A 23,459-nucleotide genomic window follows, 5' to 3' on the forward strand; every position below is an offset into this window, starting at 1 on the left:
CTACCAAACCTCGGCGGGAACTTGCAATGCGGCGACCGGCGTGCCGCCGAGCAGATGTTCGTCGATGATGGTCTTCACGTCTTCCTTATTGACCTTGCCGTACATCACGCCTTCGGGATAGACCAACACGCTAGGCCCCATCATGCAGGGCCCCATGCAGCCGGTATTGGTCAGTGCGATTTTTTCGAATAGATTGCGGTTTTGTATTTCGTTCATGAATTCGTTGATGACGTCGCTGCAACCGCTCGCTGCGCAGGAACCGCGCGGATGGCCTTGCGGCCGGTTTTGCGTGCAGACGAAGACGTGTTTTTCGGGTTTTGGCATGGCTATCGTTCCTTTCAAATAATTTTACAAATGTCGTCGGGTACGCATCGCGACCCATTTATCACTGGCAGACACAAAAGGCATGAAAGAAGGTGCGCGATGCGCGCCTACACATGAATTTGCCGTTCAACGACCAATTCCAGCAAAGCGTGTGCGCCGATGCGGTCCTTGACATCTAGCTCGACCAGTTTCTCGAATATGCTGCGGCTCAATTCCAGATTGTCGAGACGCATGTGCAGAAAGCCGATCGATTTCAATGTGAATAAATAAAGTCTTACCCGGGTCAAACTTGCCGACGGAACCGAACCGAGCAAACCGATGTTCAATTGCCGCCAATCTTCGGGGAACGCAAGGCCGGCACGAATGATCGCCAGGGCTTTTTCCGAAATCAGTAGCGCTTCGCTCAAACGGTGTCGGTAGTAATAAAAGCGGTTCAATGCGACCAATACGTTCAGAGATTCCGGCGCGCGCAGATAGGCCTGAAGCAACGGCAATTCGCCGTCTCCGCTGCCGTAAGATTCGGCGGCCTCTTTTATCAAAGTCCGGACCTCAAACGAGTCCTCACGCTCGAAATAGAGATCCTGGGCATCAAAATCGAGCAGATCCATCAGGCAGCCTCCGTTTCGGGATGGCAAACCGAATCCGCATCGCAGGTTTCGCAGTGCTTGTCACTGAGCTTTTCTTGTCGGGCCTCGAGCTGATCGATACGTTCGAGTAAACAATTAATAGCCTTCCCGACCGGATCGGGCACCAGATGATGATCGAGATCGATACCGTTCGGATTCTGTATCTTCACGCCCTTGCTCTGAATCACGCGCCCCGGAATCCCAACCACGGTGCAGCAATGCGGCACGTCCTTGACGACGACCGAGTTCGCTCCGACCCTAACGTTATTGCCCAGCGTGATCGCGCCGAGCACCTTCGCACCGGCACCGATCAGCACATTGTTGCCCAAGGTCGGATGGCGCTTGACTTTGTTCCATGACGTTCCGCCCAATGTCACGCCGTGGTACAGCGTGACATCGTCGCCGATGATCGTGGTTTCTCCAATCACGACGCCTGCGCCGTGGTCGATGAAGAAACGCCGGCCTATCGTCGCGCCGGGATGTATATCGACATGCGTGAGCCAGCGCGTGAACGCCGACAGCAGACGGGCCGACAAATACCAACCCGATCGCCACAGACGGTGACTGACCCGGTGCAGCAGCACTGCATGCACACCGGGATAGGCGAGCAATACTTCTATCCGGCTGCGCGCCGCAGGGTCGCGGGCAAAAACACAGGCAACGTCTTCACGCCATTGCCGCCATAGACCAAGATCAACCGTCACGGATCGTTCCGGTATCACGGCAACCATTACAACAAACTCCACTCGGTTTGACCGGGCACCGGCGTGCCAGGAATCCTGAAAAAGCTGCCCGGGTAATTATCGTCCTGCTCATGAATTTCCTCGCTTGCAATAAGTTCGATTTCAGGTTCGGTACGTTCTACTTCGTGGTTTTCGTTCATGACACACCTCACACAGTTTGTAAAAAATAATCCAATTCGAATGCTTGCGGTGTCCGTTTGTATTGGCTGACGAACTGCCTAACCTGCGGCAGCACGGCGGCGGCTTGAGTCTGGCTGAGCTGAATACCCAACTGCCGGTAGGCATGAATGACTCCCTGCGTTCCGGAATGCTTGCCCAATACCAACTGATGATTGCGCCCGACTACGGCCGGATCGATGCCTTGATAATTGTTCGGGTCTTTCAAAAATCCGTCGACATGAATGCCGGCCTCGTGACTGAATACCGCGCTGCCTATCAGGCTTTTGCGCGAGCCGATCGTATCGCCCGACGCTTCGGCGACCAGCCTGGACAATTCAGTGAACTCGCGTAAGTCGACACCGCTTTCGATCCCGTACAATTGCCGTAAACCGACGACGACTTCCTCAAGCGCGGCATTGCCGGCCCGCTCGCCCAATCCGTTGACCGTCGTATTCAGATGCGTTGCGCCGGCCAGTGCCGCGGCCAAGGTATTGGCCGTCGCCAAGCCCAGATCGTCGTGCGCGTGCATTTCGATGTCGAGATCGGTCTCGGCGCGCAGTCTTCGAACGGCTTCCAGCACGCCGAACGGCTCCATGATGCCGACCGTGTCCGCGAAACGGATCCGTTCAGCGCCGGCCCGTTGCGCGGTTTCGGCGAATCGCGCCAGAAAATCCGGATCGGCGCGCGAGGCGTCTTCGGCGCCGACGCAGACGCTCAGGCCCGCATCGCACGCCCTTTCGACTAAGCGTTCGATGGTTTTCAGCACCCACGCCCGGCTTTGTTTCAATTTATGGCGAATGTGTTGATCGGACGCCGAGATCGACAAGTCGACCAGTTCGACATGCAAGTCTTTGCACAACCGTAAATCGTCTTCGCGCATCCTTGACCAGACCACGAGCCGGCACGGCAAGCCGAGCGCGGCGATCGCGCGGATTTCGTCGCGCTCCTGCTCACCCATCGACGGAATGCCGATCTCGAGCTCCGGCACCCCCATCTTCGCCAACTGCCGCGCGATTTCGAGCTTCTCGTCGAGCGAAAACGCGACGCCGGCCGACTGTTCGCCGTCTCTGAGAGTCGTGTCGTCGATGACGATAGTGCGCGGACGGTTTTCCATGCATCACCTCAAAATCGCTTCGGTCAACAAGCCATTCCGAAAGGAACAGCGCCTTTACCGTTGATCAGAGCAAATCGCTTGCCAAGTTTTCAATCAATGAAAAACAATGACTTGCAGGTGTATTTGGCTGGATGCCGACAAGACAAGCCGGCATTGGAATGATGAATTGTCGCAAACGCGACAATCATAGAAGGAGGAGTTGCAAATGCCTTAATGTCAAAAGTAAGGCCTCTGGTCTTTTATAAATGATTGATTTCAAGACTTAACCCTAATCGTGCATGCTCTGCGCTCATCGTTATACACATCTTCCGCTGTTTCCCAAACTCTGTTTGGGAAACCCGTCTCGCAAGCTCTGCTTGCCGGCTTCGGGAAGCTGGAGCTTCCAAGACTTCATGCCCAAGCAGAGCTTGGGCAAGAGCCGAACCGCCCCGAACGTTTCGATGTGCATTGGCCACAGTCAAAACATTCAGGGCCATAGGTCCGATTAGCGAAACGTAATCGGACGAATGAAGGCGTTTGTTCCTCCGAATAGGCTTCGCTATTTGGAGCTACGCGTGCTAGTCTTTTACTGGTCTTTTATAAATGATTGATTGCAAGACTTGACCATTCCGCTCGTTAACTTAACTAATTCCCTTTGGTATTAAAGGAGTTCTGCTTTGAAAGAAGACGTAAACTCGCTCGCAGTGCGACTTGCCGAAGAACTGAGCAAATACATATACTTTTTGCTTGCATCTTCTGGAGCGGCAATAGCTTATGCACTAAAACAAATGGAAGGCAAGGTTCTTTCCACAGACTTAATTTTGGTTATTGTTGCCTTGCACGCATGGTGTGGCAGTTTTTATTTTGGCGTTCGTCATCTCCACCTACATCGACAACACATGATCGAAAACGCAAAGGCTCTCTTGGCCGATGAGACGTTCCAGCAGATGCAAAAGCGACTTGAGCCATTCGTTGAGAAAATGGAGCGAGCAAGTAATCTGCAATACTTACTATTCATTATTGGTGTGTTTTTCTATATTTTGTGGCGAGTTCTTGCGCTATTCAATACCTAACCGGCATATACTCAAGGAAACCTATGAACAAGTCAGAGCTTTGTATAAATTTGTGGTTTTGCTTCGACAAAGAAGCAGGATTTGTTGATGCGATTGCTGGACGAGGATATTTTTTAAATGGCAGCGATGAACAAAAAACTGCGGCTTTAAAAATATTGGCGTCATCAGATTTTCAAAACGCAGTATGGCAACCAATACCTGACCGCTATCAAACCAAAATTGTTAGCTCGGTTAAAAGTGAATCGGAATCGTTTTCCGGTGTTGTTCATTCCTCAGACATCGATATACTTGGTTTGGATTTGTTTGAAGAAGTCTTCAAACAAATTGAATCTGTTAATCAAATTTATTGCCCAATAAAAAACACAGGAGCCGTTAAAGTGCCTGATGAACCGTTGTATGTTATAACCCCAATTGAATATTCAAATGGAATGATTAAAGCCATAACAGGTTAATTTAAGAAATCTAGGCTTTACTATTAATAACCGGTATCAAACATGCCTTCCATTGCAACCTTAAATAAGCGCCTTGCTGTCGCCTTACAAAAACGAGACAAGATTTTAGCTAAAAGTCTGTGCGAACAAGGTGCTGATCCAAATTGTGATATTGGCCTGAGGGGTGTTGATTTTGAATAATGTGAATTATACGCACACATGGGAACCATATTGATCAATCTTATCCCAAAACTGTTGCCATCTTCCTTTAGACTGAACCAATGCACGTAAAGATAAAATCACTTTAGCCCCTTGGTTTTTCCAGCGCATACCTGAACCACAAAGCCGTTGCTTCACCAGCGTCTTGCAAGCAGCTTCGGTGACGCCTGAGCCAATAGGTAAGTTTTTTTCTGTATGCATTGCATAATCCATCATCTGGTTATGGTTTTTAAAATAGGTTAGCGCGGCCTCCAAATTCTCTTTGACTGTTTTTGTCAGGCTGGTTTTTTGGGCCAATTTTTCCATTTCACTGATCAGTGTTTCGACTGCACCGGGTTCACGTTTTAGCTGTTTACAGCGTTCATCTAGCCAAATTATGCGCTTGGGTTTGTCCGTTTTTCCTGGATAGGCAGCATAAGCGACGTTTGCCAGATACTCAGTGACGTGGAAAAAGTCCAGTAATTGACGACTGGTATGTTGCTCTAAAAACGACCAATTATTTTTTGCACCATCGGCAATACCTAAATAGAGGGCATCGGGATAGTGTTTTTTGACGGTAACAATTTCTTTTTCCAAACGCTGAAAAAATGTGCCTTTCCCATATTCGGGGGCTTCACCGATATAGATGGTATGCTGACGTTTGCCGGTCACATCATAAAGCGAAATATTGCCCACCATCGCTTCCCGGTAACCGTCCTCACGTATCAATACATAAGCGCCATCAAGACTGACGACAATGGTCGTTATCGCTTCATCCAAGGGCGGAATGTCATATTCCCAAAGCTCTTCTTTGGCCCCCGCAATGCCACCCACCCAATCGCTCACATCCTGCAAATAAGAATGCGCTATTTTTCGATGATGATTGTCTTCTAAATCCAAACAGACCGCCGGTGCATTCATGTTGGCATATTTATGCGACAGTTGTTGGGCAAATTTTGGCGTTGCACCCCGGATAATCCGTGCTTTGTGCTCCAGAGGGCAATAAATTCTGCCGCCTTTTGAGGTTTGATAAACATAGCGCCCCAGCTGCACACTGCCGTATGGCGTTTGATAGGTTTTGTTGTCCTTGTCTCGAGCTGTCATTTTAGTATCACCCAATTTTATTGGCCCCCCATCCGTATCAAATATTTTCAACGCTTCTGTGGTTGCCAAACAGCCTATTTCATTACAGCCATCCAATATCGTATTTTCCATCTCCATTAAACTGCCGGTCAGTTTTATAGTGACTTGAACCGTCAGATCGTTACCGTTACGCGCTATAATTTCAGCCATTGGTTTTCCTTGCTCTATTTAAAAATCACAACCTTACCTTAGAATGTAACATTATTCAAAATCAACACCCGGCCTGAGCGAAGGTCAATTTCTAAGATATGCTGTAGATAGTACAGATATTGAACTTGTAGAACTTCTCCTTGAGATAGGCGCAAACCCTAACAAAGTAGAAGATGTAGTATCTATTTTTACCCGGCTTGTAAGTGCTAGATTGAATCAATGCCGATGTTATTTAGATGAGCTTTTAATAGTCGGGAACCAGTTTCGACATGGTGAAATTTCACAGCGTCAATGTACTTTACGACAAAATAAGCTAAAAAAACGCTATGAAGAAAATGATTTTGGTATTCTTAAATTAAGAATTGCCAAAATGCTTGTAGATGCTGGGGGTGATATTAATTACCTTATGTGCCATCCTCTTGATGCCGCTATACAGAATGGAATACAAGAGTTTAGGATTATCGCGTTCTTTCTGCTTTACTGTGATATTAACTGGAGTCTTGTTTACACAGATTATGATGGAACGACGAACAAGGCAATAGTGAGACTGTGGAAAGACATAGTCGATACCCTTTCGCTTTCAACAAACATTAAAGAATTAATTTTTAATAATGGTATTGATGAACTTATATTATTAAAAAGGGATGATATTTTTATTATCCTTAAAAAATTATATGGTAAGCATTTTTGCTATATTGAGGATCATGACGATGCTTTCAACTGCATCGTAGTAAAAAATGTTTATGGGGATGAGTTTGAGTTAGTTGGAAACGGCTATGCTTTAAATAAAGGTAAAATAAATGATATAGATGAATTTTTATTTCTTATAGAACCAGAACATATTGAACAAAAATTAGATAACTTTATTTTAAGTAAAGAGCATTTATTTTACTTAATAGTCGGTCCTGCCATAATAACTTTTGAGATTACTGCCGTAGAAGTAGCTGAAGATATTTCACCTTACGCAAATCGCTATGTCTGCAAGCGGCGGGACGACCTACACATTTCGGTTTAGCAAATAGCCTCGATGGAATCGCGGCAATAGGATCACATTTAAGGGGTCAGAGCCCTTAATTCCTGACCTACATTGAATCTAAAAACTCTCCATTTAAATCAAAGTTCAAATTCCAGCGCGGGAGGATACGGTGAGGTACAAACCGCATCCTACTGCGCTCACAAAGTTCAGTCCAACCCTAGACCACATACAGCCAGTTTCAAGGGGTGGGGATAATTCATTTGGTAATCTTATTACCGCCTGCCTTCATTGTAATGCCGAAAGGGGCAACAAGCCTGTGATGGACTATGTTACACAAAAAGGCGGAAATGAACCCTAACAAAATGATTGCAGTAGGCACACGTTGTGCTAAATTTTAAGCATAAATCACTTCGCTTGGAACTCAGAGAAGAATGAGCAGCTAATTCGGGAACGAGGTATATCGTTCGAGAGAGTTATCTATCACATTGATAATGAAGGGCTTTTGGATGTGGTGAAGCACCCGAATCCTGCAAAATATCCTAAGCAGCGTATGTTCATAGTCAACATCGAAAACTATGCCTACCTTGTGCCATTCGTTGAAAACGAAACAGAGTTCTTCCTGAAAACCATCATTCCAAGCAGGAAGGCCACAAAGAAATATATCGAGGTGAATGATGAATAAGTTATCCCGGGAAGAGAAGGAACTACTTCAGTCTTATGAATCTGATGAGTGGGTTTCAGTTGCAAGCCCTGACGAAATTAATAAATATAAGGCTGCAGCAAAAAACACCTTCAGGAAAGACAAGCGTGTAAATATTCGAATGTCAGAATTGGATTTAGAGTTGTTGCAGGAAAAAGCTCTGATTGAAGGTTTACCATATCAAACATTAATGTCTAGCATCCTACATAAATATGTAACGGGTCGGCTAGTAGATAAAAATGCATAGCAAGGCCGTAAACACGGACGCATTTTTCGTTCGTTACGCTCACTACAAAAGCGCCGGTTACACGAATAACCGCAGCCTCACACCACTCTGAATACTTTCATTATCCTGGGTGATGAGTATCGTCATGATCGTTAGGTTATTTTCTGAGATAAACACCGGAACCTTCGACTTTTTTCAGCTTGGATTCCAATCCTTTCACCGAGTCGGCGGAGATGAACATATAGTCTTGCGACAAACCGGAGTTATCGATGAACGATGAAACTTGTTCGTCGACTTTTGCCTGCGTCTGCCAAAATTTGGGTTTGGTTCGGTAAGCGATCACATAGCAGGGATATTCCGGCATGTATTTGACCGATTTTTGCACCAGATACACCTTCGCAATGACCGGATGCCGATCGAAATAGCCGACAAAATCGGCGACGATGTCGGGGTCTAGACCGTGAGGAATGAATTCGTCGGCTTCCAGAATCAACGACCTCTCCTCCTGCGCGGAATTACGCAGATATTCCCAATTTTCCAAACGCTCGTAAAAAGGCTCGGCTTCTTGCTCACGCCCTGCATCGTTATAAAACTCGATCGCGTAGCGGCACAGATTGGGCAAATATTCGGGGAACTTTTCCATCCATTTCTCAATATCCGCCAGTTGGCTTTCATCTTTTTCAATGATCAACCGGTACCAGAAACAATTGATTGCGGCGCTTGAGTTTTCAGGATAGCGGCGCAACAGTTCCCGGTTCGCGCTATTAAAAAGTGCATAGTCGTTCAAACGGTTAGCCGCTGTAATGAGCTCGTCCAATTCGGTATCGTTCAAATCTTGTATCGCCTTTTCCCGAAGCTCTTGGTATTTTTCCGACCATGAACGAAATTCGTTATGGCTGACTTGCCAATTTCCCTGCGCCTCGACTTGCTACTCGTCGTTGAATCGACAGATCAGCTTGGCCTCCATCGCGCCGAGCAATCGAGTGGCCGCGGATTCTGCCGGCGTTTGCGGAGCCTTGAATGACGCCGACAATGCCGCCAAGCGGTCGGATATCGCCGGATGGATCGCCGAGTAATTGGTTTTTTCCTTCAATGCAAATTCAGCCGCTTCGGAAACGTTTTCAACCGAGGCAAAAAACTGCGGAACATCGGCATAAGGTCTAACGGATTGAATATCGTCTTCGTGATGGCTTTTATCCCAAATCTTTCTCCAGAATACGGAGTCGAATTAATTCATGCTCTTTCCCGAGCTCCAGCTTGGGAAAGAAACCCCGGAAGCTCCAGCTTCCAGTGACCGACACAACCTCCGCACACTCTCAATCAAACCCGACTCGCTCGTTCAATCTTTTTTGATTGTCGGGAAGCTAGAGCTTCCTGATCAGGTTACCCAAGCTGGAGCTTGGGTAACAGCAATATCTTCCCGTTGTCCTAAATATACCCATCGTAGATGGGTATAAAATCACGCTTCAATCAATCTCTCAATGTTGGCTAGATTAAGTTCGATTTGCTAATATTTCATTAACTACTGATTAAATTAAGAGTTTACCGATATGGACCTTGCCGAACAGGTTTTTCAAACCATCAAACCCATGCCGGAACCCCTCGTGCAGGAAATTTTGGACTTCGCGTTATTCTTACGCCAACGCGAAGCGCAAGTCGAGTGGCAAAACTTGATGAATGCGCAGACGCGATCTCTCGACGATTGGAACAACGATGAAGACGAGGTGTGGAACGATGTCCCAGCCGTCTGAAATTGTTTTGCTGTAGCCGAATCACATAATTTTTGAAAAACTTCAGAATTATGAAAACCTCGGAATTGTTAAATCGGTCCGCCAAACGTTACCACGCCTTGCAATCAAGCATCTTTGGCTACACAAAAAGACAGATCTGCTTTTGACACTTGTCAGACAATGCCGTAACAACCGAAAGTTATATAAAACAACTCCCCATATATTCCGAGAACCGACAGAGAGCACAGAGAATAAAACTCAAAACCTCTGAGGAACTCTGTGGTAAAAAATTTTCACTTTATTTAAGCAAATAGTAATGCCAACCTGCTGGATCATTGCCGGACACAACGGCGCCGGAAAAACCACCTTCGCGCTGGAATACCTGCCCCAAATTGTCCATTGTTATCACTTTATCAATGCCGACTTGATTGCCGCCGGTTTATCCCCGCTTGCTCCTGAGCGTGAATTAATCACCGCCAGCCGAATTTTTTTAAATGAAGTAGAGTCGTGCATTAACAAAACACAGGATTTCGCGTTCGAAACCACCTTGGCGGGACGCAGTTATCTCAAGCTGATCGATCGCTTGCGCTCAAGCGGTTGGCATGTTGAATTGATTTATTTGGCTTTGCCTTCGATCGAAATGTCCAAAGCCCGAGTTGCGGAACGCGTGGCGCATGGCGGCCACAATATTCCAGCACAAGACATTGAACGCCGCTTTGCCCGCAGCCCGCAGCTTGCGTAACCTACTAATGGAGTTCAGTTATGCGGTCAATCGCTGCTCCTGTTTTATGAATACCAATGACCACACCACGCTGATCTTCGAACAGCAAGACGAGCAACGGAATGTCATCCACGATTTTTTTTATCAACATCTTTTAAATGAGGCCGGCTTATGAAACTCGTCAAAAATCACCCTTCACAAGAAAGCCAAGTGATTCAAATGGCATTGAATAAAGCCATTGCCAATGCATTAGAGAAAAAGCGCAAGCTCGGCCAATATGCGGTGATGTGGGAAAACAACCGGGTGGTTTATAAAGGCGCCGATGCGCCGGATAGGCATGACGACAAACAAACGACTTGAAAACGAAAATTCGGCGCACGAAAATTTAAAAGACAACGTAAGTATTCAGTCCCCCTCTTTGAAAAAGAGGGGCTAGGGGAGATTTTTTAAATAAATCCCCCTCAATCCCCCTTTTTCAAAGGGGGAGGCCAACAATTACGCCTGAATTGGGGTAATTTGCCAACGGGGTCTGAATACTTACAAGACACCAGTTCTTGCTATCAAACATTTCCGACTAATGGTTTTCACTGATAAAAAACGGCCATCCCGGCCGTTTTGCGGTGACATTAAAATCGCTTTCGAGAATCAAGCATAGGTCGGCTGAAACGCCTGCTCGGGATTCGCGACCGGACCGTTGCCGTCCCAGTACGGCGACAGTTTCCGCAACGTCGCGACGATGCCCGGCATGACTTTCAAGACCTCGTCGACCTCATGCATCGTGTTGTAACGCGAGAACGAAAAGCGGATCGTGCCGTGCGCGGCGGTGTACGGAATATCCATCGCGCGCATCACATGCGAGGGCTCCAGCGAACCCGAGGTGCAGGCCGAACCGCTCGAAGCGGCGATGCCGGCTTTGTTCAGCAACATCAAGATTGCCTCGCCCTCGATGTATTCGAAGGCGATGTCGGTCGTATTCGGCAGGCGATTGTTCAAATCGCCGGTGATGAAGCTATGCGGAATCTGTTCGACGATGCCGCGCTCCAAACGGTCGCGCATCGCCTTGACCTGGATATTTTCATATTCCATGTATTCGAGCGCCAATTCGCAGGCCTTGCCCAAACCGACGATAGAGGCTGAGTTTTCGGTGCCCGCCCGGCGGCCGCGTTCCTGGTGGCCTCCTCGCAGTAGCGGCCGGAAGCGAGTTCCTCTCCGCAGGTACAACACGCCGATGCCTTTCGGCGCATGCAGTTTGTGTCCCGAAATCGACAGCATGTCGATCTTGGTATCCTGCAGCATCATCGGAATCTTGCCGACCGCCTGCACCGCGTCGGTATGAAACATCACGCCGGCCGCATGGGCCATTTCGGCCATTTCGACGACTGGAAAAATCGTGCCGGTCTCGTTGTTCGCCCACATCACCGACACGATCGCGACCTGGTCGGACAACATTTTTTTGTAGGCGTCCAGGCTCAAGCGGCCGCATTTATCGACCGGCAGGCGGTGTATCGTATAGCCTTCCTTTTCGAGATATTCGCACAGACTCAGTATTGCCGGATGCTCGACCGTCGTCGTAATGATTTCCTTCTTGTTCGGCTGCGCTTTGATTGCCGACAGAATCGCGGTCGAATCCGATTCGGTGCCGCACGACGTGAAGATGATCTCCGAATCGTGCTCGGCGCCGATCAATTCCTGCACCTGTTGCCGCGCTTTTTTGAGCGCCTTCGCGACACCGTCGGCGAATTTGTGAATCGACGACGGATTGCCGAACTGTTCGGTAAAAAACGGCAGCATCGCGTCGACGACGAGCGGGTCGACCTTGGTCGTGGCATTGTTATCGAGATAAATGTCGCTCATGATCAGCCTCCCGCCGCGACAGCGACCTTAGGCATTTGCGAGGCCGGAATCACGCGAATGAATTCGCCCAAGACTTCCATCAAACGCTGTTGTATGCCGGCGATCGTCATCGCGGCCATCTGACAGCCGTTGCAGGCGCCGGTCATATTAACATAGGCGGTGTTGTCGACGACTTCGACTAACTCGACGTCGCCGCCGTCGGCCATCAATTGCGGACGCAGCGATTCGAGCACTTCCTCGATTTTCTTGATGCGCTGCAGGTTGGTCAGCGGCTTTTTCTCCATCACGACGGCTTCGATCGGCGCGGCATTCGGATCGAAGGTTTCGCCGCGTTCCTTCAAGACCCGCTCGAGTATGCCTTCGATATCCTCGTGGCAGGCCGCGCAGCCGCCGCCCGCCTTCGTGAAGTTGGTGACGTCCTCGACCGTGCGAAGTTTGTTGGCCCAGATCATTTCTTCGATCATCACCGCATCGATCGCGAAACATTTGCAAATCAGCGCGCCTTCTTCGTGATCGTCCTTCCACTCCTCGCCCCGGTAATTCGCAACGGCGGCCTGCAAGGCTTCGCGCCCCATCACCGAACAATGCATCTTTTCCGGCGGCAGCCCGTCCAACTCGTTCGCGATGTCCTGATTGCTGACTTTCAACGCATCATCGAGCGTCATGCCTTTGATAATTTCGGTCAGCACCGACGAAGACGCGATCGCCGATCCGCAGCCGAAGGTTTGGAAACCGGCGTCTTCGATCACCTCTGATTCTTCGTTGACTTTCAAGGTCAGCCGCAGCGCATCGCCGCAACTGATCGAGCCGACTTCGCCGATCGCATTCGCGCCGGCCACGGCGCCGGCATTTTTCGGATTGAAAAAATGGTCTTTAACTTTTTGTGAATAATCCCACATGACGTTATCCTCCGCGTTTCAAGAGCAGGTTTTAGGGGTGCCGCCGGCGTCGCCGGTAGTAAACGACGAACCGCATGCGCAGCTTTTCACTGCATTCGGATTGGTGAACTTGAAGCCGGAGCCGTCCAGACTATCGACGAAATCGATCGACATGCCGTCCAATTTCGGCAAACTGAGCGGATCGACGAATACCTTGACTTCGCCGCAATCGATCACGGTATCGTCTTGGCCTTCTTTTTCCTCTAATCGCAATCCATAGGACAAGCCGGAACAACCGCCGTCGGTTACTTCGATGCGCAGTCCGCCGGTCGGCTTGTCGGAACTGCTGATGAATCGGCCCACCGCTTTGACGGCGCTTTCGGTTAACGTAATCATGATTGAGTCTCCTGAACGATTTGGCATTGATTTTGTTAATGTATAAAGCAACGCTCATGCCATACCCAATACAAAGCTTCAATCAATTGAAATCATAAGCAATTTCGATTTATCAGATATGGCTTTCGGGCGCGATCAACGACAATTCAAATCGCTTTGTCGCATTTGCAACAAAATATTCTCAGGAGACGACAGTGAACATAACAGAACTTGAAATCGGCGATGTCGTTTATGCCGCAAAAGACATTACCGACGACGGATCGATGCCCGATTGCAGCGAAGGCCAAGTCTTGGCATCATCCGGCTCGCGAGGCGTCATCGTGATGAAAGGCCATATAGAAGAGACACCGCAACAGGCCGTATTTCTAGTCCGTTTCGAAGACGAATCGCTGACCTTGGGTAGACCTATCGGCTGCTGGGCGGAGGATTTGTCGATCGACCGGCAATAAACTTAAAAATAGTAAAATTACCGTTCGTCCTGAGCCCTTCGGCTACGACCCAGGAGAGCCCTGTCGAAGAAGGCACGAAAATATTCAAATAGTTATACTTTCCAAGATGCTCACTCAAAGGGTAATTCAAGAGATTTATGTAACCACATGATTGCTTTTGTGTATTTCCTGATTTCCGTGGACTGCCTGCCGAATTTAGGTCCATGCTTCAAATTTAGGATCTTGTGACAAATAACGTCCTGGAACTATGAGCTTTGTTGAGGGTTCGGTAACTCGCTTGACAGGACACCCCGGCGCCGAATTTTGATATACGATGAGTATACTAGGCCATACTAAACTTGAAAGCACAGTCAGGTATCTCGGCAGCAATTCCCAATTTGGAGATCAAAAAGGGTGTGGGGTATGCTTGACGAGGATGTCGGCAGCAGGGGCAGATTTTTGCTCCTCGGCAATTGCTCCTGCATTGCCCTACTACACGCCATCCTTGGCGCTTAGCTGCCGCCAAGCCCCCATGGATGGGTTTACGGCGTTCCTCGACAGGCATACCCCGCACCCTAAAATCGGCGAAACTGCTCAAACTGGGAATTGCTGGTATCTCGGCATCGAAGTTGACGAAGCCCTGGAGATTTCAGAGCAGACAGAGATTTAGAATCCAGCGCCGCTTTAAGCTTTACCTTATTAAGAAATGATCTGGGTTAATGGTCGGATTTTATAAATCCGCCGTTTCAATTCATCACAAACTCGCAATAGATTTTTACTGCACCGGCATCCTGTCTTAGTAGCCCTCTCATTCCAAGTTTCGCTAAACAGTCATGCAGTTGGGATTTTCTGTAACTATCCCGAACTGAATCGGTAAGGCTGTCATTCCGATTGCCCTTGTTTAGATTATCCAAAGACTTAACGACATTTATCGGAACCTTGGTTTCTTTCTTATCCTTACCCACAGTTCCTAAACGGGTGCCGAATTCCCTGCGCATCGCCGTCACCCGCACCTTGCTTTTACGGCTTTGCATATCTTTCTGATCGACAGAACAGCGAAAATAAGAGTCGTCGAAAAACACGCAATCCGGTGAAATCGACAGCCTGAACCAACGGTCCTTTTGGTTTTCAATCACGATGTCCTTCGAATCCTTAAACGCCTCGGCCAGTTCGACAAGTTCGGTCTGTAACTCGCAATCGTCTTCCACTTCTAACCAACCATAAGGATGCAATGCGATAGAGGTATCTTTTTCAACAAAAGAAAATTCGCGCAAATGCGCGGCTAAACCCAATAACAGCGATAAGCTTGATTGATCCAGCGACAAGTCAATCGCCGATTCCTTGCCCGGTGCGCCGGCGCAAATCGGTTGGCTTTCATTTTCCGGTAATACGATTCGGTATTTTGCCGGATCTTGGCAATTGAGATAATTCGTTTTGAAACTGTCGTCCAAATCGTCCAGAGCCGCTTTCAAGCGCTCCCTGTTGTCGTCAAAATCCTTGTACAGCGCTTCGATAAAGGCGGTTTTTCCGTCCCGTGTTCGTCCTTGCGCCATTTCATCGAGCGAAAACCATACGAGTTGTTTGTCTTCGGTAATCTTTTGCTGCAAATAGCAAAAGCCTTCCAAAGTCAGTTCAATAGCAAAAATCTCCAGAAAATAGTCGGTCAAGGCGTGGTTTGATTTGGCACCTTGCACTTGTCGATAAGGCTTTAAAGCTCGCCAGGGACGAAATAAATAATGTTGTTCGTATTCCAAACCGACTTCTTCCAATAATTCCCTTTTCAGCGTTTCCGCCAACGCCGGCTGTATCGATGTACGATCCGCCGATTGCAAGAGTCGTAATTTGGCTTGACTATCGCCATTGAAACCAATGAAATCATTTTGATTGACGCGACCTCCGATTAGGCCGTAATTTCCCGAATTCTTTTCATGGCGGGTTTTATCCTCGCGATGAAAAAACAGCACCTTGCCTTCATGCTTGATCAAGCTCCAGGCGACATGAATATAACGAACCGGCTCTGCTTGTTGCTTCAGATGACGATCGTTGCGGCGATTCTCGATGAACTGTAAGACTTCTCGCTGGCGTTCTAGCTTGCTGGAATCCACGTCCCGGGTATTCCAGAAATTCGGCTCGAAATAGCGCGAATCCGAATCGCTTAGGGCCGTCAACACGGACAGAGCCATCAACTGGGCCGGGAAAGAAACGAAACACCATTCACCGCGTTGCAAGGCATCGATATTCAAAACCGCCAAGGTATCGAGCAGCGCTTCGCACCAATTGACCGTATTTTCGGCAAGCGTCCGATCCAGATGTTGTTTTTGGCACAGCGCATTGATCAAGTCGCAGCGGTTGACGCTGTAATGATCGCCTTCTTCTTCGGCGAAGCAGGGTAAGTGCGGAAGCAAGGATTTTATGACTTCCGCGATTGAGTGTTTTTCTGAAATGCGCATAGCCGGTTTTTAAACAGGCAACATATTGAAAAAAGGGTAATGGTTTTTCCAGCGGTAGGTATGAAAATCCCGTTTGTCGGTGCTCAAAATTCGACCGTGTCCCAAAGATTCGGCCAATAGCACCAAAGACGCATCCGCAAAATCCATCGGCAAATCGGCATACTGCTGCATCAGCGTAACGATCGGGTCTTTGTGTTTAGCATCATTGATCTGAAAAACCGAGAATGCTTCTTGGCGGTAACTTTCGACAAAAGCCAACATCGATTGAATGCCTCGTCGTTTGAGCAGCAAATGACACACTTCAGTAATCACCGGATAGGTGGTAATCAACGGCTCATTGATCGCCGATAAGGCATCGAGGGCAGTAGCGTGATGATGATCGTCGGGATTGACCAATGCTACCCAAAAACCGCTATCGGTCATCATCATGTCTTATCGCCCCAATCGAGATAATCCTTATAATTTTCCGATAAATCCGGGGCATCCGGCATGCTAGCGAGAAAACCGGTATCCTTCATAATAGACAAAATTCTTTGCCCCTCCACTTGTTCGATACAAGGATGATCGGGCGCGGTGTTGGCCGGTTTAGCCGACTTTTTCAGCGATAACACATAATTCAATGTCGCTTCGACTTTATCCAGCGGCAACGTGTGGATTTCGTTCAACACCGCTTGTTCAATTTCAGTTCTGTTCATGATGAATTTTCTCCCCCCTCGTTACCGTTAAGCCACATCAAGCATTTTATTCGCATCGTCCTTGCCTGATGTCAGTGGCGGCAATGCCTTCTTTGCCGCCTCGATTAACAACCCCGGCTTTTTCCAACTCGCTGATGAGTTCTCTAATTTTCTTATGTCTTTAGTCCCCATTCGACATCCTCTCGTAAGAACTGTTCGCTTATAGCGTCATGATGCGATTCCAGATAACGCCGCATCGCTTCGGCGATCAATTCGTCGATATTGGCGTTCCAACCTTGTTGCACCAAATATTGGGCTTGCTGCAACAGTTGATCGGGGATTTGGGTTTGCAGGGTGGTCATGGGTTAGGCCTCGGGGAAACTGCGGTGGTAGATATGACTAGAAAAGTTAAATATAAACTCCGACTTACAGTAATCGAACAAATAAAATGTATAGTGTCTTGAGATGTAAACTTGATTTGGATTACGATTATTTTCTACAGCCTTATCTTTTTTATCATCATGTTCTGAAGTTAAAAACCAAAAAGAGCGATATAGTCCAGTTATAAAGAAATCATCACCTTTGGCTTTTAATTTCGATTTGTTGTTTTGCAAATCATGCAATATATTGTGAACTTGGGTACGCTTAGTTTTTTCATTGAAATAAGAAACGTAATATTTAACCAATGGAATGCGTTTTTCTTTAATTATTATCTCTGATTCTTCAAGTGCTTCGTGTTCGTCCCCTTTGCTGAACAAGGACAACAGAATTTTCTCATACCCCATTGTTTTTTCACTTAACTCGAAAATTGCTCGCATATTGCAAATGAATAAATAAGCAAGGTCTTTTTCTGTCAAGTTATTAAAAATAGCCGTAGAATTATGAGCCATCCAATTGCGGGTCATTTTCATAATCCATGAAAATGCAAACGTTGCTTGATCGTCATCGAGCTTTCTGGGTTCAACCGATTCTTCCCATTCGTGCGCTAAAGTCCTGATAAAGAGCTTATAAAAAATGGTTTTATTAGCTGGCTCACGAAGCGGTAAAAAGTTTTCTAAAACATCCAAATAATCATCCACGTCTAAAAAGGCCAATTTCCCTTCGACACTGAATTTTGAAAAACGCAAATTATTTCTTAATTTCTTTAATTGTTTACAACCTTCAATAATGCCACGTCGAAGCCGTGAATAAGGACTATCAAAACAATTGGAAACCCATTGCCTAACTCGATCTTCGTTTTTATAACAGATGTCTGGAGGAGCAATTTTTGCCGCCTTGAACGCATCTTTAATGCTCTTAGCCTCGTTTCCATGATTGGAGAAAAACTGAATATGCTGTTTAGGAAAGCCAAGTTCAAAAACTAACTTTGCATAAAGATAAAACCCGGCATTTTTCTTTAACTCGCCACAGACTGACTTTAGCTGATCTTCATCCTCTGGATCATCGCTCGGCGTATAACCCTCAAAATCTTTGAGTATGCTAGAAACTGTCTCATTGATTTCATCGTGTTCTGCATAAGCAGGTAAATCAATATCCAGAATTACATAGTCAACTTCATGCAATTGGGTGTTGATAAATTCAAGAGCGTCCTGAAAGTTTAACTCAAGAAAAGTGCCGTAGTTTTTTAACGATTCCTTTAGATCGCGCTCATCGTCGTGAAACGTATCTGGCGGATAAATACCACCAAACAATTTATCAGCCGTTCCTTTTATATCTCTTGTTTTTTCGCCGAATGCAAAATCTTCTACCCACAAAAAGTAACTCATTTTTTATCGTCCAAGTTTGAAATCAACAGTTCATCCCCCAAAGAAAATTCCACCACAAAATCGTCGGCAGGCTTCGGTTTAATAAATTCGCTGCCGATTTTACGCGCCAGAGCAGACAAAAAGATATGGCCCTTACCGCTGCCTTTAATGCGTGTACGCTCGTGGCGTGTGCTTGGATTCCTGCACGTTAGCACCTGATGACCATCGCGACTTGTCCATTCAAGCACTACAGGCATATTTTCGACAGAAGCATAGTACTTGAACGTATTGACTAGGAATTCGTTCAACACAATGGTCAATAGCGACTCCGTAATCCCATATTCGTCGAATTGGATGTCAACACGCCCAAAGCCTAGCAGTTCCAGCTTGAAAAAGCGTCGCTCCAACCAAGTCAACCGCTGCTCCAGCGTTGCGGATTGGCCTAAAAGTTGAGCATAACCCTGCTCCCACTCTTGTTGCAGTTGCTGCTCCATATCTCGACAATCCTCGTACCACTGTTTGCTGCTTACCCCAACATCACAAAGGCCATACGCTTTGGCATAGCGCAAATAGTGTTGACGGATAATGCCCTTTGCAGAAGGCGATAGTAGATGCAGCAAAACCATATTCAGCACTTTGCCGAATGCGGTTATCAGGTTGCCATTACCTAGGCAGTCCTGTTGGAGTCTGTCCTGGAGTTTATCGGCGTCGGTGGCAATCAAGCTGAAAATATCCAGCAAGCCGCGCATGGTTTGTGCCGCCTGTTTATACAGTTTTTCCTGATGCTCGTGTTCGGTGTTGTAAATAATTGCATCCAGCGGACTGCGGAATTTATGCGCGAACATAGCCATCGTGTCTTCCAGCTCTTTTTCGGATTCCTCAAGTTTTTTATTTTTGGCTTCGAGTTCCCGATTCTTTTCTTCGAGTTCGACGGCTTGTTGTAGGCTCGTCAAGCAAATGTTTCTCAAGCCGATATTGGTTTCCTTATTTCCACTAAAAAAATCATCAAAAAAAGTCTCCGCTTGAACGATGTCGTTTTGTGTCAATAAGTTAAGTCTCAACAAACCGAGTGTTCTATTATGCTCGGTAAATCCATAATCTACATTAAGGGAAAGTTTTTCCATCAAAAACTCACCGACTTCACCTGGATCAAATTCCCTAGATAGACGATCAGCTTTAACTAAATCTTTTTCTACTCCCTTGCCCAATGCATAACACATCATCAAAAATAATTGGATGAAATCATAGGTATGGTCATCAGAAGAATCGAAGCCGTCATGGGCCTTATTAAAGTATTCAAAAGCTAAGCTATCGTTTTGATCTACGCCTTTTCCCGATACGCGTAATAAACCCAAAATTAAATTGGGCAAAGCGCTGGAGTGTCCAATTGAAACTTCGGAACACCATCTGTAAATAAAAACATAAGAGTTTTGATTTTCCAAAGATTCCGGAATTACTTTAGATAGATACTGCTTGATAAGCCAATCGCCGGCTTTGACGTAGCCGCCTTTAACACAATTAAGCATGTAACCCATGCCTTCTTCGTAGTTTTTGTGGGATAGTAGAAACTGAGCGGAACGAAATTGACTTTCAAGAAACTCGTTTGTTGGGCTTTTATCTTGCCAATGTTCAGCAGCTTTTATAAACCATTGGTAAGCCAGTTCGCTGTTTTGCTCGACGCCGTTACCCAATGTGTAGAGTTTGCTCAACAACAAATAGGCATCAATAATACCCAAGCTATAATCCGGTTTTTGCTCTGGATCGGTGTCAAAAAAGGACTCTGTTTGCTCAACAGCCTTGTTTGCCCAAAAAAAGGCATTTTGATCGTTTTTTTCGAGACCTTCCCCGTGGTAATAACAACAGGCCAGTTGGTATTGCGCAGCGGCAAAGTGGTTAGCCGCGGCATTGCTGAACCAGTCGACAGCCAATGTTTTATTCTGCTGAATACCGAGGCCGTAAAAGTACAAATAACCTAACCAATATTGCGCTTCCGCGCATTCTTGCTCGGCTGCCTTGGTCAACCAATGGAAAGGCTGCTCCGGACTTGGGAACAGATGCTTTTGAAGGAAGAATTTATCGCCCCCAAAGCGGACGCGGACTATGCTCCAAAAAGCGATAGATTGCGTGAATTCCGTTACTTTAAGTGGATCATGTTTTTTTATGGAAAGCTCTGAAATTACGCGTCTGTGAACTAAATCATTTAGGATACTTGAGAGAGAATCTTCGCTCTGAATCTCAGGCCTTGAAGCAATAAGAGATAAAATACCTAATGTCAGTTGTGCCTCGGCAAGTCCGTCCTCCTCCGCCGCATTCTGCAACCAATTGAGCACCATAGCGTGGTATTCATCCGCTCCTTCATCATCATCCGCTTTTGGGTTCGCATAACGCTCCAAAGCCAAACGCAGTTGCGCTTTCTCGTCGTTTTTGTTGCTCTGCGTTTGCAACTTGGAAATCGTGTTTTGTTCGCTCATGATTCTGGTCTCTGGTTTTTCGTTTGTATCGGTCGATTCGGTTTCGCACGCGGTTTTTCTTGTTCGCCGCCGGCGAGGCTGCGGTGAAATATTTACATCCTGAACGTTTATCGTTCTATAAATTCCACTTTTACCGGGATATTCAGGTCTTTGCCGATTTCTTCTATTAACGCTGTCGCGTTATGCTTGTTGACATGTGTCGTAATGTACCAACCGTCGCAACGCTTCTGCGTTTGGTAGCCGTTCGCCGGCGTTTTGGCGATGAGCGGGACGGCGCTCAGCGTTTTATTCAATTTCGCCACCCGCTCCAGATTGAACGCGCGCAATGTTTTGACGAAGGTTTCGGCAATCGTGGTTTCCTCGATGAGTTTGTCGGCAATGGTAACCCTAAATCGACCGCGCGACTTGCGAGGGCGGCGCCGGGCTTTTTTATGAACGCAACTCTCAACTGATTTTTGCTGATATTGAGATTCGAAATGACTCAAGCAGTTTTTGATTTCCATTTCCAAAGATTGTAGGCGTAGGCAATGATCGCTGGCGACGGAAACTTGATCGAAGTTCCCGGCCATAGCGGCTTCCGCAGTCGCCAATTTCAAATCGTCGCCGGCTTTGCCGATAACGGCGAACAGTTCGTTGAATTTTTGGGTGACGCTTTCAGGCAGTCTGTTCATGTTGTCGTTCTCCTGCGGTTCGTTCGGTTAAACGGAATTGCATGGTCGGCAATGCCGTCGCTTATATTCTCAATCGATACATTAAATTACTGGTTTGAACGGGTTTGTATCGGTAAATAAAGGCTTGCGCCCGCCGTGCCGTTCGTTTCAACTTGGCGTGTAGTATCTTCGAAAGATTCGTCGCTGTAATGGGAAAACTGTGGGAATTTTTTGCTGATTAGCAAATAGTCGTTCGAGCTGATTTAAATGAACAGATTTGCTCATGCCTTCCAATTAAATGGTTCAGCCGCTTTTTGACTGTATTTTACGCATGTCTTCGTACACACAAATCAAACAGCTTGCCTATCGATTACCGGAATGTCTGAATCAAGATCAGCATCGCCTCAAATGCCAACTCGAACGATTGCGCCATGACGCCAAAAAAACAACAAGGATTCGGCCGATAAACTCGCTGAGTTGACCGTCTTCATCGAACAATCGGCGCGCGTCGATTCCGGCGATTTCCTCTTGCAGTTTTTGGAATACCTGATCGAGATCTATCTTGGCATAGCACGCTCGCCGAAGCTGGCTGCCTAGCATATCCACCGATGCAACCACTTCGGTGCGAATGCCGTGTTCCCGAAGTTCCCACACCAGCGACGCGTGATCGTCGCCGCTGACCAGGGTCAGGAAGTCTGGTTTCAAGCGCATGCAGATCGACAGCGTTTTGATTTGCAGTAACTGATCGTCAGATTGTTTGAAACCGCCGCCTTGCATGCGTTTGGCCGGGCATACGATAGTTTTTGCGCCCAGTATTTCCAGCGCATAGCGCTTGCGGTCGATTTGTTCCGCGACCGTCGCCGCGGCTTCCGGGACGCGCTTCCGTATTGTGTATAGGATTTCGATGGCATCAACGTCGCCTTCGGACATCATGAGACGCAACAAGCCTTCCAGCGGGAAATGGCGTCACGAGCCGCGTGTTCTGCGTTCTTGCCATCGATGGCGAGGATTTTCTGACCACGTTCATTTTCTCTTTTTTTCCGTGCGTTTTTTACCCTAAAGGACATCTTCAAGTTACGAAAAATTATCCAAAAAGGAGCTTTCGATGTAACTGGAAACTTGAGGCAATTACGCTATGTATACCCATCGTAGATCAAAATTCGGCACAGGGGTGTCCGCCAAAGGACGCCAGCAATTCCCAATTTGGAGATCAAAAAGGGTGTGGGGTATGCTTGGCGAGGATGTCGGCAGCAGGGGCAGATTTTTGCTCCTGCAAAATCTGCATTCACGCCATCCTTGGCGTTCGAGCTGCCGCCAAGCCCCCATGGATGGGTTTACGGCATAAGCGCCAACTTAGTGCCTATTCTATGGTGCGTTTATGGCTTTATTCGTCATATCGGTATGGGTTGTCGATAGGATGTGGTGCTACGCATTGCCATCCGTGGCCCTGGATTCCGCCAATCCCTGGCGGAATGACGAGTTCCTTCCTTAAGTTGGCGCTTATGTGGATTTACGGCGTTCCTCGACAGGCATACCCCACACCCTAAGATCGGCGAAACTGCTCAAACTGGGAATTGCTGTAAGGAAGCCGTGAATACGTCCATGTAGGCTCTAGCCAGC

At 47.2% G+C, this 23,459-nt stretch carries 31 protein-coding genes; 11 read left to right on the forward strand and 20 right to left on the reverse strand.

Annotated features, from left to right (window positions below):
- The 5 genes from EQU24_RS17330 to nifV all read right to left on the reverse strand — a co-directional run bounded on the left by EQU24_RS17330 (position 1) and on the right by nifV (position 2,966).
- Positions 1-324, reverse strand: coding sequence for a (2Fe-2S) ferredoxin domain-containing protein (locus tag EQU24_RS17330; protein WP_017842361.1), 324 nt, complete (start codon positions 322-324; stop codon positions 1-3).
- A 107-nt stretch (positions 325-431) separates the two neighbouring features.
- Complete coding sequence (locus EQU24_RS17335) at positions 432-932, reverse strand: hypothetical protein (RefSeq protein WP_017842360.1); 501 nt, start codon at positions 930-932, stop codon at positions 432-434.
- Positions 932-1,681, reverse strand: a complete 750-nt coding sequence (cysE, locus tag EQU24_RS17340; protein ID WP_017842359.1) for a serine O-acetyltransferase — start codon at positions 1,679-1,681, stop codon at positions 932-934. Before cysE ends, EQU24_RS17335 begins: the two co-directional genes overlap by 1 nt.
- On the reverse strand, positions 1,681-1,833 hold the full coding sequence (locus tag EQU24_RS22515) for a hypothetical protein (protein ID WP_017842358.1): 153 nt from the start codon (positions 1,831-1,833) through the stop codon (positions 1,681-1,683). Before EQU24_RS22515 ends, cysE begins: the two co-directional genes overlap by 1 nt.
- A gap of 8 nt (positions 1,834-1,841) precedes the next feature.
- Positions 1,842-2,966, reverse strand: coding sequence for a homocitrate synthase (nifV, locus tag EQU24_RS17345; protein ID WP_017842357.1), 1,125 nt, complete (start codon positions 2,964-2,966; stop codon positions 1,842-1,844).
- Positions 2,967-3,622: 656 nt separating this feature from the next.
- Between nifV and EQU24_RS17350 the strand changes: the two genes are divergently transcribed.
- Genes EQU24_RS17350 through EQU24_RS22520 form a run of 3 tightly spaced genes read left to right on the forward strand, consistent with a single transcriptional unit; the run spans position 3,623 to position 4,650 of the window.
- Positions 3,623-4,018: a hypothetical protein gene (locus EQU24_RS17350; protein ID WP_017842356.1), complete on the forward strand. Its 396-nt coding sequence runs from the start codon at positions 3,623-3,625 to the stop codon at positions 4,016-4,018.
- A 23-nt stretch (positions 4,019-4,041) separates the two neighbouring features.
- On the forward strand, positions 4,042-4,470 hold the full coding sequence (locus EQU24_RS17355) for a hypothetical protein (protein ID WP_017842355.1): 429 nt from the start codon (positions 4,042-4,044) through the stop codon (positions 4,468-4,470).
- Positions 4,471-4,512: 42 nt separating this feature from the next.
- Complete coding sequence (locus EQU24_RS22520; protein ID WP_175421700.1) at positions 4,513-4,650, forward strand: hypothetical protein; 138 nt, start codon at positions 4,513-4,515, stop codon at positions 4,648-4,650.
- A gap of 6 nt (positions 4,651-4,656) precedes the next feature.
- Here EQU24_RS22520 and EQU24_RS17360 read toward each other — a convergent pair whose 3' ends face one another.
- Positions 4,657-5,940: an ISKra4 family transposase gene (locus EQU24_RS17360; protein WP_017841684.1), complete on the reverse strand. Its 1,284-nt coding sequence runs from the start codon at positions 5,938-5,940 to the stop codon at positions 4,657-4,659.
- Between the two features lie 211 nt (positions 5,941-6,151).
- On the opposite strand from EQU24_RS17360, the gene EQU24_RS17365 reads away from it, so the two are divergent.
- The 3 genes from EQU24_RS17365 (at position 6,152) to EQU24_RS17380 (ending at position 7,863) form a co-directional block, all read left to right on the forward strand.
- The gene (locus EQU24_RS17365; protein WP_138767206.1) at positions 6,152-6,955 is read left to right on the forward strand and encodes a hypothetical protein; all 804 of its coding nucleotides are present in this window, start codon (positions 6,152-6,154) and stop codon (positions 6,953-6,955) included.
- Between the two features lie 130 nt (positions 6,956-7,085).
- Complete coding sequence (locus EQU24_RS23485) at positions 7,086-7,274, forward strand: HNH endonuclease (RefSeq protein ID WP_040575367.1); 189 nt, start codon at positions 7,086-7,088, stop codon at positions 7,272-7,274.
- A 313-nt stretch (positions 7,275-7,587) separates the two neighbouring features.
- A complete protein-coding gene (locus EQU24_RS17380) occupies positions 7,588-7,863 on the forward strand; it encodes an antitoxin (protein ID WP_201764876.1) in 276 nt (91 codons plus the stop codon).
- Positions 7,864-7,999: 136 nt separating this feature from the next.
- On the opposite strand, the gene EQU24_RS17385 is transcribed toward EQU24_RS17380, so the two are convergent.
- Together EQU24_RS17385 and EQU24_RS22525 are read right to left on the reverse strand one after the other, a co-directional pair.
- Positions 8,000-8,674, reverse strand: coding sequence for a hypothetical protein (locus tag EQU24_RS17385; RefSeq protein WP_017842351.1), 675 nt, complete (start codon positions 8,672-8,674; stop codon positions 8,000-8,002).
- A 96-nt stretch (positions 8,675-8,770) separates the two neighbouring features.
- Complete coding sequence (locus tag EQU24_RS22525) at positions 8,771-8,935, reverse strand: hypothetical protein (RefSeq protein ID WP_017842350.1); 165 nt, start codon at positions 8,933-8,935, stop codon at positions 8,771-8,773.
- A 457-nt stretch (positions 8,936-9,392) separates the two neighbouring features.
- Between EQU24_RS22525 and EQU24_RS17390 the strand changes: the two genes are divergently transcribed.
- The 4 genes from EQU24_RS17390 to EQU24_RS17400 all read left to right on the forward strand — a co-directional run bounded on the left by EQU24_RS17390 (position 9,393) and on the right by EQU24_RS17400 (position 10,653).
- On the forward strand, positions 9,393-9,593 hold the full coding sequence (locus tag EQU24_RS17390) for a DUF2281 domain-containing protein (RefSeq protein WP_017842349.1): 201 nt from the start codon (positions 9,393-9,395) through the stop codon (positions 9,591-9,593).
- Between the two features lie 295 nt (positions 9,594-9,888).
- Entirely contained in the window at positions 9,889-10,314 is a 426-nt protein-coding gene (locus EQU24_RS17395; protein ID WP_017842348.1) for an ATPase, read from the forward strand.
- A 46-nt stretch (positions 10,315-10,360) separates the two neighbouring features.
- The gene (locus tag EQU24_RS22765; protein ID WP_017842347.1) at positions 10,361-10,468 is read left to right on the forward strand and encodes a hypothetical protein; all 108 of its coding nucleotides are present in this window, start codon (positions 10,361-10,363) and stop codon (positions 10,466-10,468) included.
- Complete coding sequence (locus EQU24_RS17400; RefSeq protein WP_017842346.1) at positions 10,465-10,653, forward strand: hypothetical protein; 189 nt, start codon at positions 10,465-10,467, stop codon at positions 10,651-10,653. The genes EQU24_RS22765 and EQU24_RS17400 overlap by 4 nt, the downstream gene beginning before the upstream one ends.
- Positions 10,654-10,938: 285 nt before the next feature.
- On the opposite strand, the gene nifS is transcribed toward EQU24_RS17400, so the two are convergent.
- Genes nifS through EQU24_RS17415 form a run of 3 tightly spaced genes read right to left on the reverse strand, consistent with a single transcriptional unit; the run spans position 10,939 to position 13,421 of the window.
- Positions 10,939-12,147 carry a cysteine desulfurase NifS gene (gene nifS / locus EQU24_RS17405; RefSeq protein WP_017842345.1) on the reverse strand — a complete coding sequence of 403 codons (1,209 nt, stop codon included), beginning with the start codon at positions 12,145-12,147 and terminating at the stop codon, positions 10,939-10,941.
- 2 nt (positions 12,148-12,149) lie between these two features.
- Positions 12,150-13,046 carry a Fe-S cluster assembly protein NifU gene (gene nifU / locus EQU24_RS17410; RefSeq protein ID WP_017842344.1) on the reverse strand — a complete coding sequence of 299 codons (897 nt, stop codon included), beginning with the start codon at positions 13,044-13,046 and terminating at the stop codon, positions 12,150-12,152.
- 18 nt (positions 13,047-13,064) lie between these two features.
- Positions 13,065-13,421 carry a HesB/IscA family protein gene (locus tag EQU24_RS17415; protein ID WP_017842343.1) on the reverse strand — a complete coding sequence of 119 codons (357 nt, stop codon included), beginning with the start codon at positions 13,419-13,421 and terminating at the stop codon, positions 13,065-13,067.
- A gap of 194 nt (positions 13,422-13,615) precedes the next feature.
- On the opposite strand from EQU24_RS17415, the gene EQU24_RS17420 reads away from it, so the two are divergent.
- Positions 13,616-13,870, forward strand: a complete 255-nt coding sequence (locus tag EQU24_RS17420) for a nitrogen fixation protein NifZ (RefSeq protein WP_017842342.1) — start codon at positions 13,616-13,618, stop codon at positions 13,868-13,870.
- Between the two features lie 725 nt (positions 13,871-14,595).
- Here the strand turns inward: EQU24_RS17420 and EQU24_RS17435 are convergent.
- From EQU24_RS17435 to EQU24_RS17470, 9 genes are all read right to left on the reverse strand, one after another.
- On the reverse strand, positions 14,596-16,299 hold the full coding sequence (locus EQU24_RS17435; RefSeq protein ID WP_017842340.1) for an NUDIX hydrolase: 1,704 nt from the start codon (positions 16,297-16,299) through the stop codon (positions 14,596-14,598).
- Between the two features lie 9 nt (positions 16,300-16,308).
- A complete protein-coding gene (locus tag EQU24_RS17440; protein WP_017842339.1) occupies positions 16,309-16,728 on the reverse strand; it encodes a type II toxin-antitoxin system VapC family toxin in 420 nt (139 codons plus the stop codon).
- Positions 16,725-16,994, reverse strand: coding sequence for a hypothetical protein (locus tag EQU24_RS17445; protein ID WP_017842338.1), 270 nt, complete (start codon positions 16,992-16,994; stop codon positions 16,725-16,727). Before EQU24_RS17445 ends, EQU24_RS17440 begins: the two co-directional genes overlap by 4 nt.
- A gap of 27 nt (positions 16,995-17,021) precedes the next feature.
- Positions 17,022-17,165, reverse strand: coding sequence for a hypothetical protein (locus EQU24_RS22530; RefSeq protein WP_017842337.1), 144 nt, complete (start codon positions 17,163-17,165; stop codon positions 17,022-17,024).
- Positions 17,147-17,335, reverse strand: a complete 189-nt coding sequence (locus EQU24_RS17450; protein WP_017842336.1) for a ribbon-helix-helix domain-containing protein — start codon at positions 17,333-17,335, stop codon at positions 17,147-17,149. The genes EQU24_RS22530 and EQU24_RS17450 overlap by 19 nt, the downstream gene beginning before the upstream one ends.
- A 3-nt stretch (positions 17,336-17,338) precedes the next feature.
- Positions 17,339-18,739 carry a hypothetical protein gene (locus EQU24_RS22535; protein ID WP_017842335.1) on the reverse strand — a complete coding sequence of 467 codons (1,401 nt, stop codon included), beginning with the start codon at positions 18,737-18,739 and terminating at the stop codon, positions 17,339-17,341.
- Positions 18,736-21,189, reverse strand: coding sequence for a tetratricopeptide repeat protein (locus EQU24_RS17460; protein ID WP_017842334.1), 2,454 nt, complete (start codon positions 21,187-21,189; stop codon positions 18,736-18,738). Before EQU24_RS17460 ends, EQU24_RS22535 begins: the two co-directional genes overlap by 4 nt.
- Positions 21,190-21,296: 107 nt before the next feature.
- Positions 21,297-21,860, reverse strand: coding sequence for a hypothetical protein (locus tag EQU24_RS17465; protein ID WP_017842333.1), 564 nt, complete (start codon positions 21,858-21,860; stop codon positions 21,297-21,299).
- Between the two features lie 372 nt (positions 21,861-22,232).
- Positions 22,233-22,772, reverse strand: coding sequence for an NYN domain-containing protein (locus EQU24_RS17470; RefSeq protein ID WP_017842332.1), 540 nt, complete (start codon positions 22,770-22,772; stop codon positions 22,233-22,235).
- Between the last annotated feature and the right edge of the window lie 687 nt (positions 22,773-23,459).

It is taken from the genome of Methylotuvimicrobium buryatense (assembly GCF_005931095.1).
GTDB classification, from domain to species: domain Bacteria; phylum Pseudomonadota; class Gammaproteobacteria; order Methylococcales; family Methylomonadaceae; genus Methylotuvimicrobium; species Methylotuvimicrobium buryatense.

Coding starts and splice junctions, on each gene's coding strand:
- nifV (WP_017842357.1), bottom strand. CDS start 2,966: ATGGAAAACCGTCCGCGCACTATCGTCATCGACGACACGACTCTCAGA.
- EQU24_RS17395 (WP_017842348.1), top strand. CDS start 9,889: ATGCCAACCTGCTGGATCATTGCCGGACACAACGGCGCCGGAAAAACC.
- EQU24_RS17460 (WP_017842334.1), bottom strand. CDS start 21,189: ATGAGCGAACAAAACACGATTTCCAAGTTGCAAACGCAGAGCAACAAA.
- EQU24_RS17390 (WP_017842349.1), top strand. CDS start 9,393: ATGGACCTTGCCGAACAGGTTTTTCAAACCATCAAACCCATGCCGGAA.
- EQU24_RS17360 (WP_017841684.1), bottom strand. CDS start 5,940: ATGGCTGAAATTATAGCGCGTAACGGTAACGATCTGACGGTTCAAGTC.
- EQU24_RS17400 (WP_017842346.1), top strand. CDS start 10,465: ATGAAACTCGTCAAAAATCACCCTTCACAAGAAAGCCAAGTGATTCAA.
- EQU24_RS17355 (WP_017842355.1), top strand. CDS start 4,042: ATGAACAAGTCAGAGCTTTGTATAAATTTGTGGTTTTGCTTCGACAAA.
- nifU (WP_017842344.1), bottom strand. CDS start 13,046: ATGTGGGATTATTCACAAAAAGTTAAAGACCATTTTTTCAATCCGAAA.
- EQU24_RS17335 (WP_017842360.1), bottom strand. CDS start 932: ATGGATCTGCTCGATTTTGATGCCCAGGATCTCTATTTCGAGCGTGAG.
- EQU24_RS17450 (WP_017842336.1), bottom strand. CDS start 17,335: ATGACCACCCTGCAAACCCAAATCCCCGATCAACTGTTGCAGCAAGCC.
- EQU24_RS17330 (WP_017842361.1), bottom strand. CDS start 324: ATGCCAAAACCCGAAAAACACGTCTTCGTCTGCACGCAAAACCGGCCG.
- EQU24_RS17465 (WP_017842333.1), bottom strand. CDS start 21,860: ATGAACAGACTGCCTGAAAGCGTCACCCAAAAATTCAACGAACTGTTC.
- cysE (WP_017842359.1), bottom strand. CDS start 1,681: ATGGTTGCCGTGATACCGGAACGATCCGTGACGGTTGATCTTGGTCTA.
- EQU24_RS17380 (WP_201764876.1), top strand. CDS start 7,588: ATGATGAATAAGTTATCCCGGGAAGAGAAGGAACTACTTCAGTCTTAT.
- EQU24_RS22530 (WP_017842337.1), bottom strand. CDS start 17,165: ATGGGGACTAAAGACATAAGAAAATTAGAGAACTCATCAGCGAGTTGG.
- EQU24_RS22535 (WP_017842335.1), bottom strand. CDS start 18,739: ATGAGTTACTTTTTGTGGGTAGAAGATTTTGCATTCGGCGAAAAAACA.
- EQU24_RS17445 (WP_017842338.1), bottom strand. CDS start 16,994: ATGAACAGAACTGAAATTGAACAAGCGGTGTTGAACGAAATCCACACG.
- EQU24_RS17415 (WP_017842343.1), bottom strand. CDS start 13,421: ATGATTACGTTAACCGAAAGCGCCGTCAAAGCGGTGGGCCGATTCATC.
- EQU24_RS17470 (WP_017842332.1), bottom strand. CDS start 22,772: ATGATGTCCGAAGGCGACGTTGATGCCATCGAAATCCTATACACAATA.
- nifS (WP_017842345.1), bottom strand. CDS start 12,147: ATGAGCGACATTTATCTCGATAACAATGCCACGACCAAGGTCGACCCG.
- EQU24_RS17435 (WP_017842340.1), bottom strand. CDS start 16,299: ATGCGCATTTCAGAAAAACACTCAATCGCGGAAGTCATAAAATCCTTG.
- EQU24_RS22515 (WP_017842358.1), bottom strand. CDS start 1,833: ATGAACGAAAACCACGAAGTAGAACGTACCGAACCTGAAATCGAACTT.
- EQU24_RS17440 (WP_017842339.1), bottom strand. CDS start 16,728: ATGATGATGACCGATAGCGGTTTTTGGGTAGCATTGGTCAATCCCGAC.
- EQU24_RS22765 (WP_017842347.1), top strand. CDS start 10,361: ATGAATACCAATGACCACACCACGCTGATCTTCGAACAGCAAGACGAG.
- EQU24_RS22520 (WP_175421700.1), top strand. CDS start 4,513: ATGCCTTCCATTGCAACCTTAAATAAGCGCCTTGCTGTCGCCTTACAA.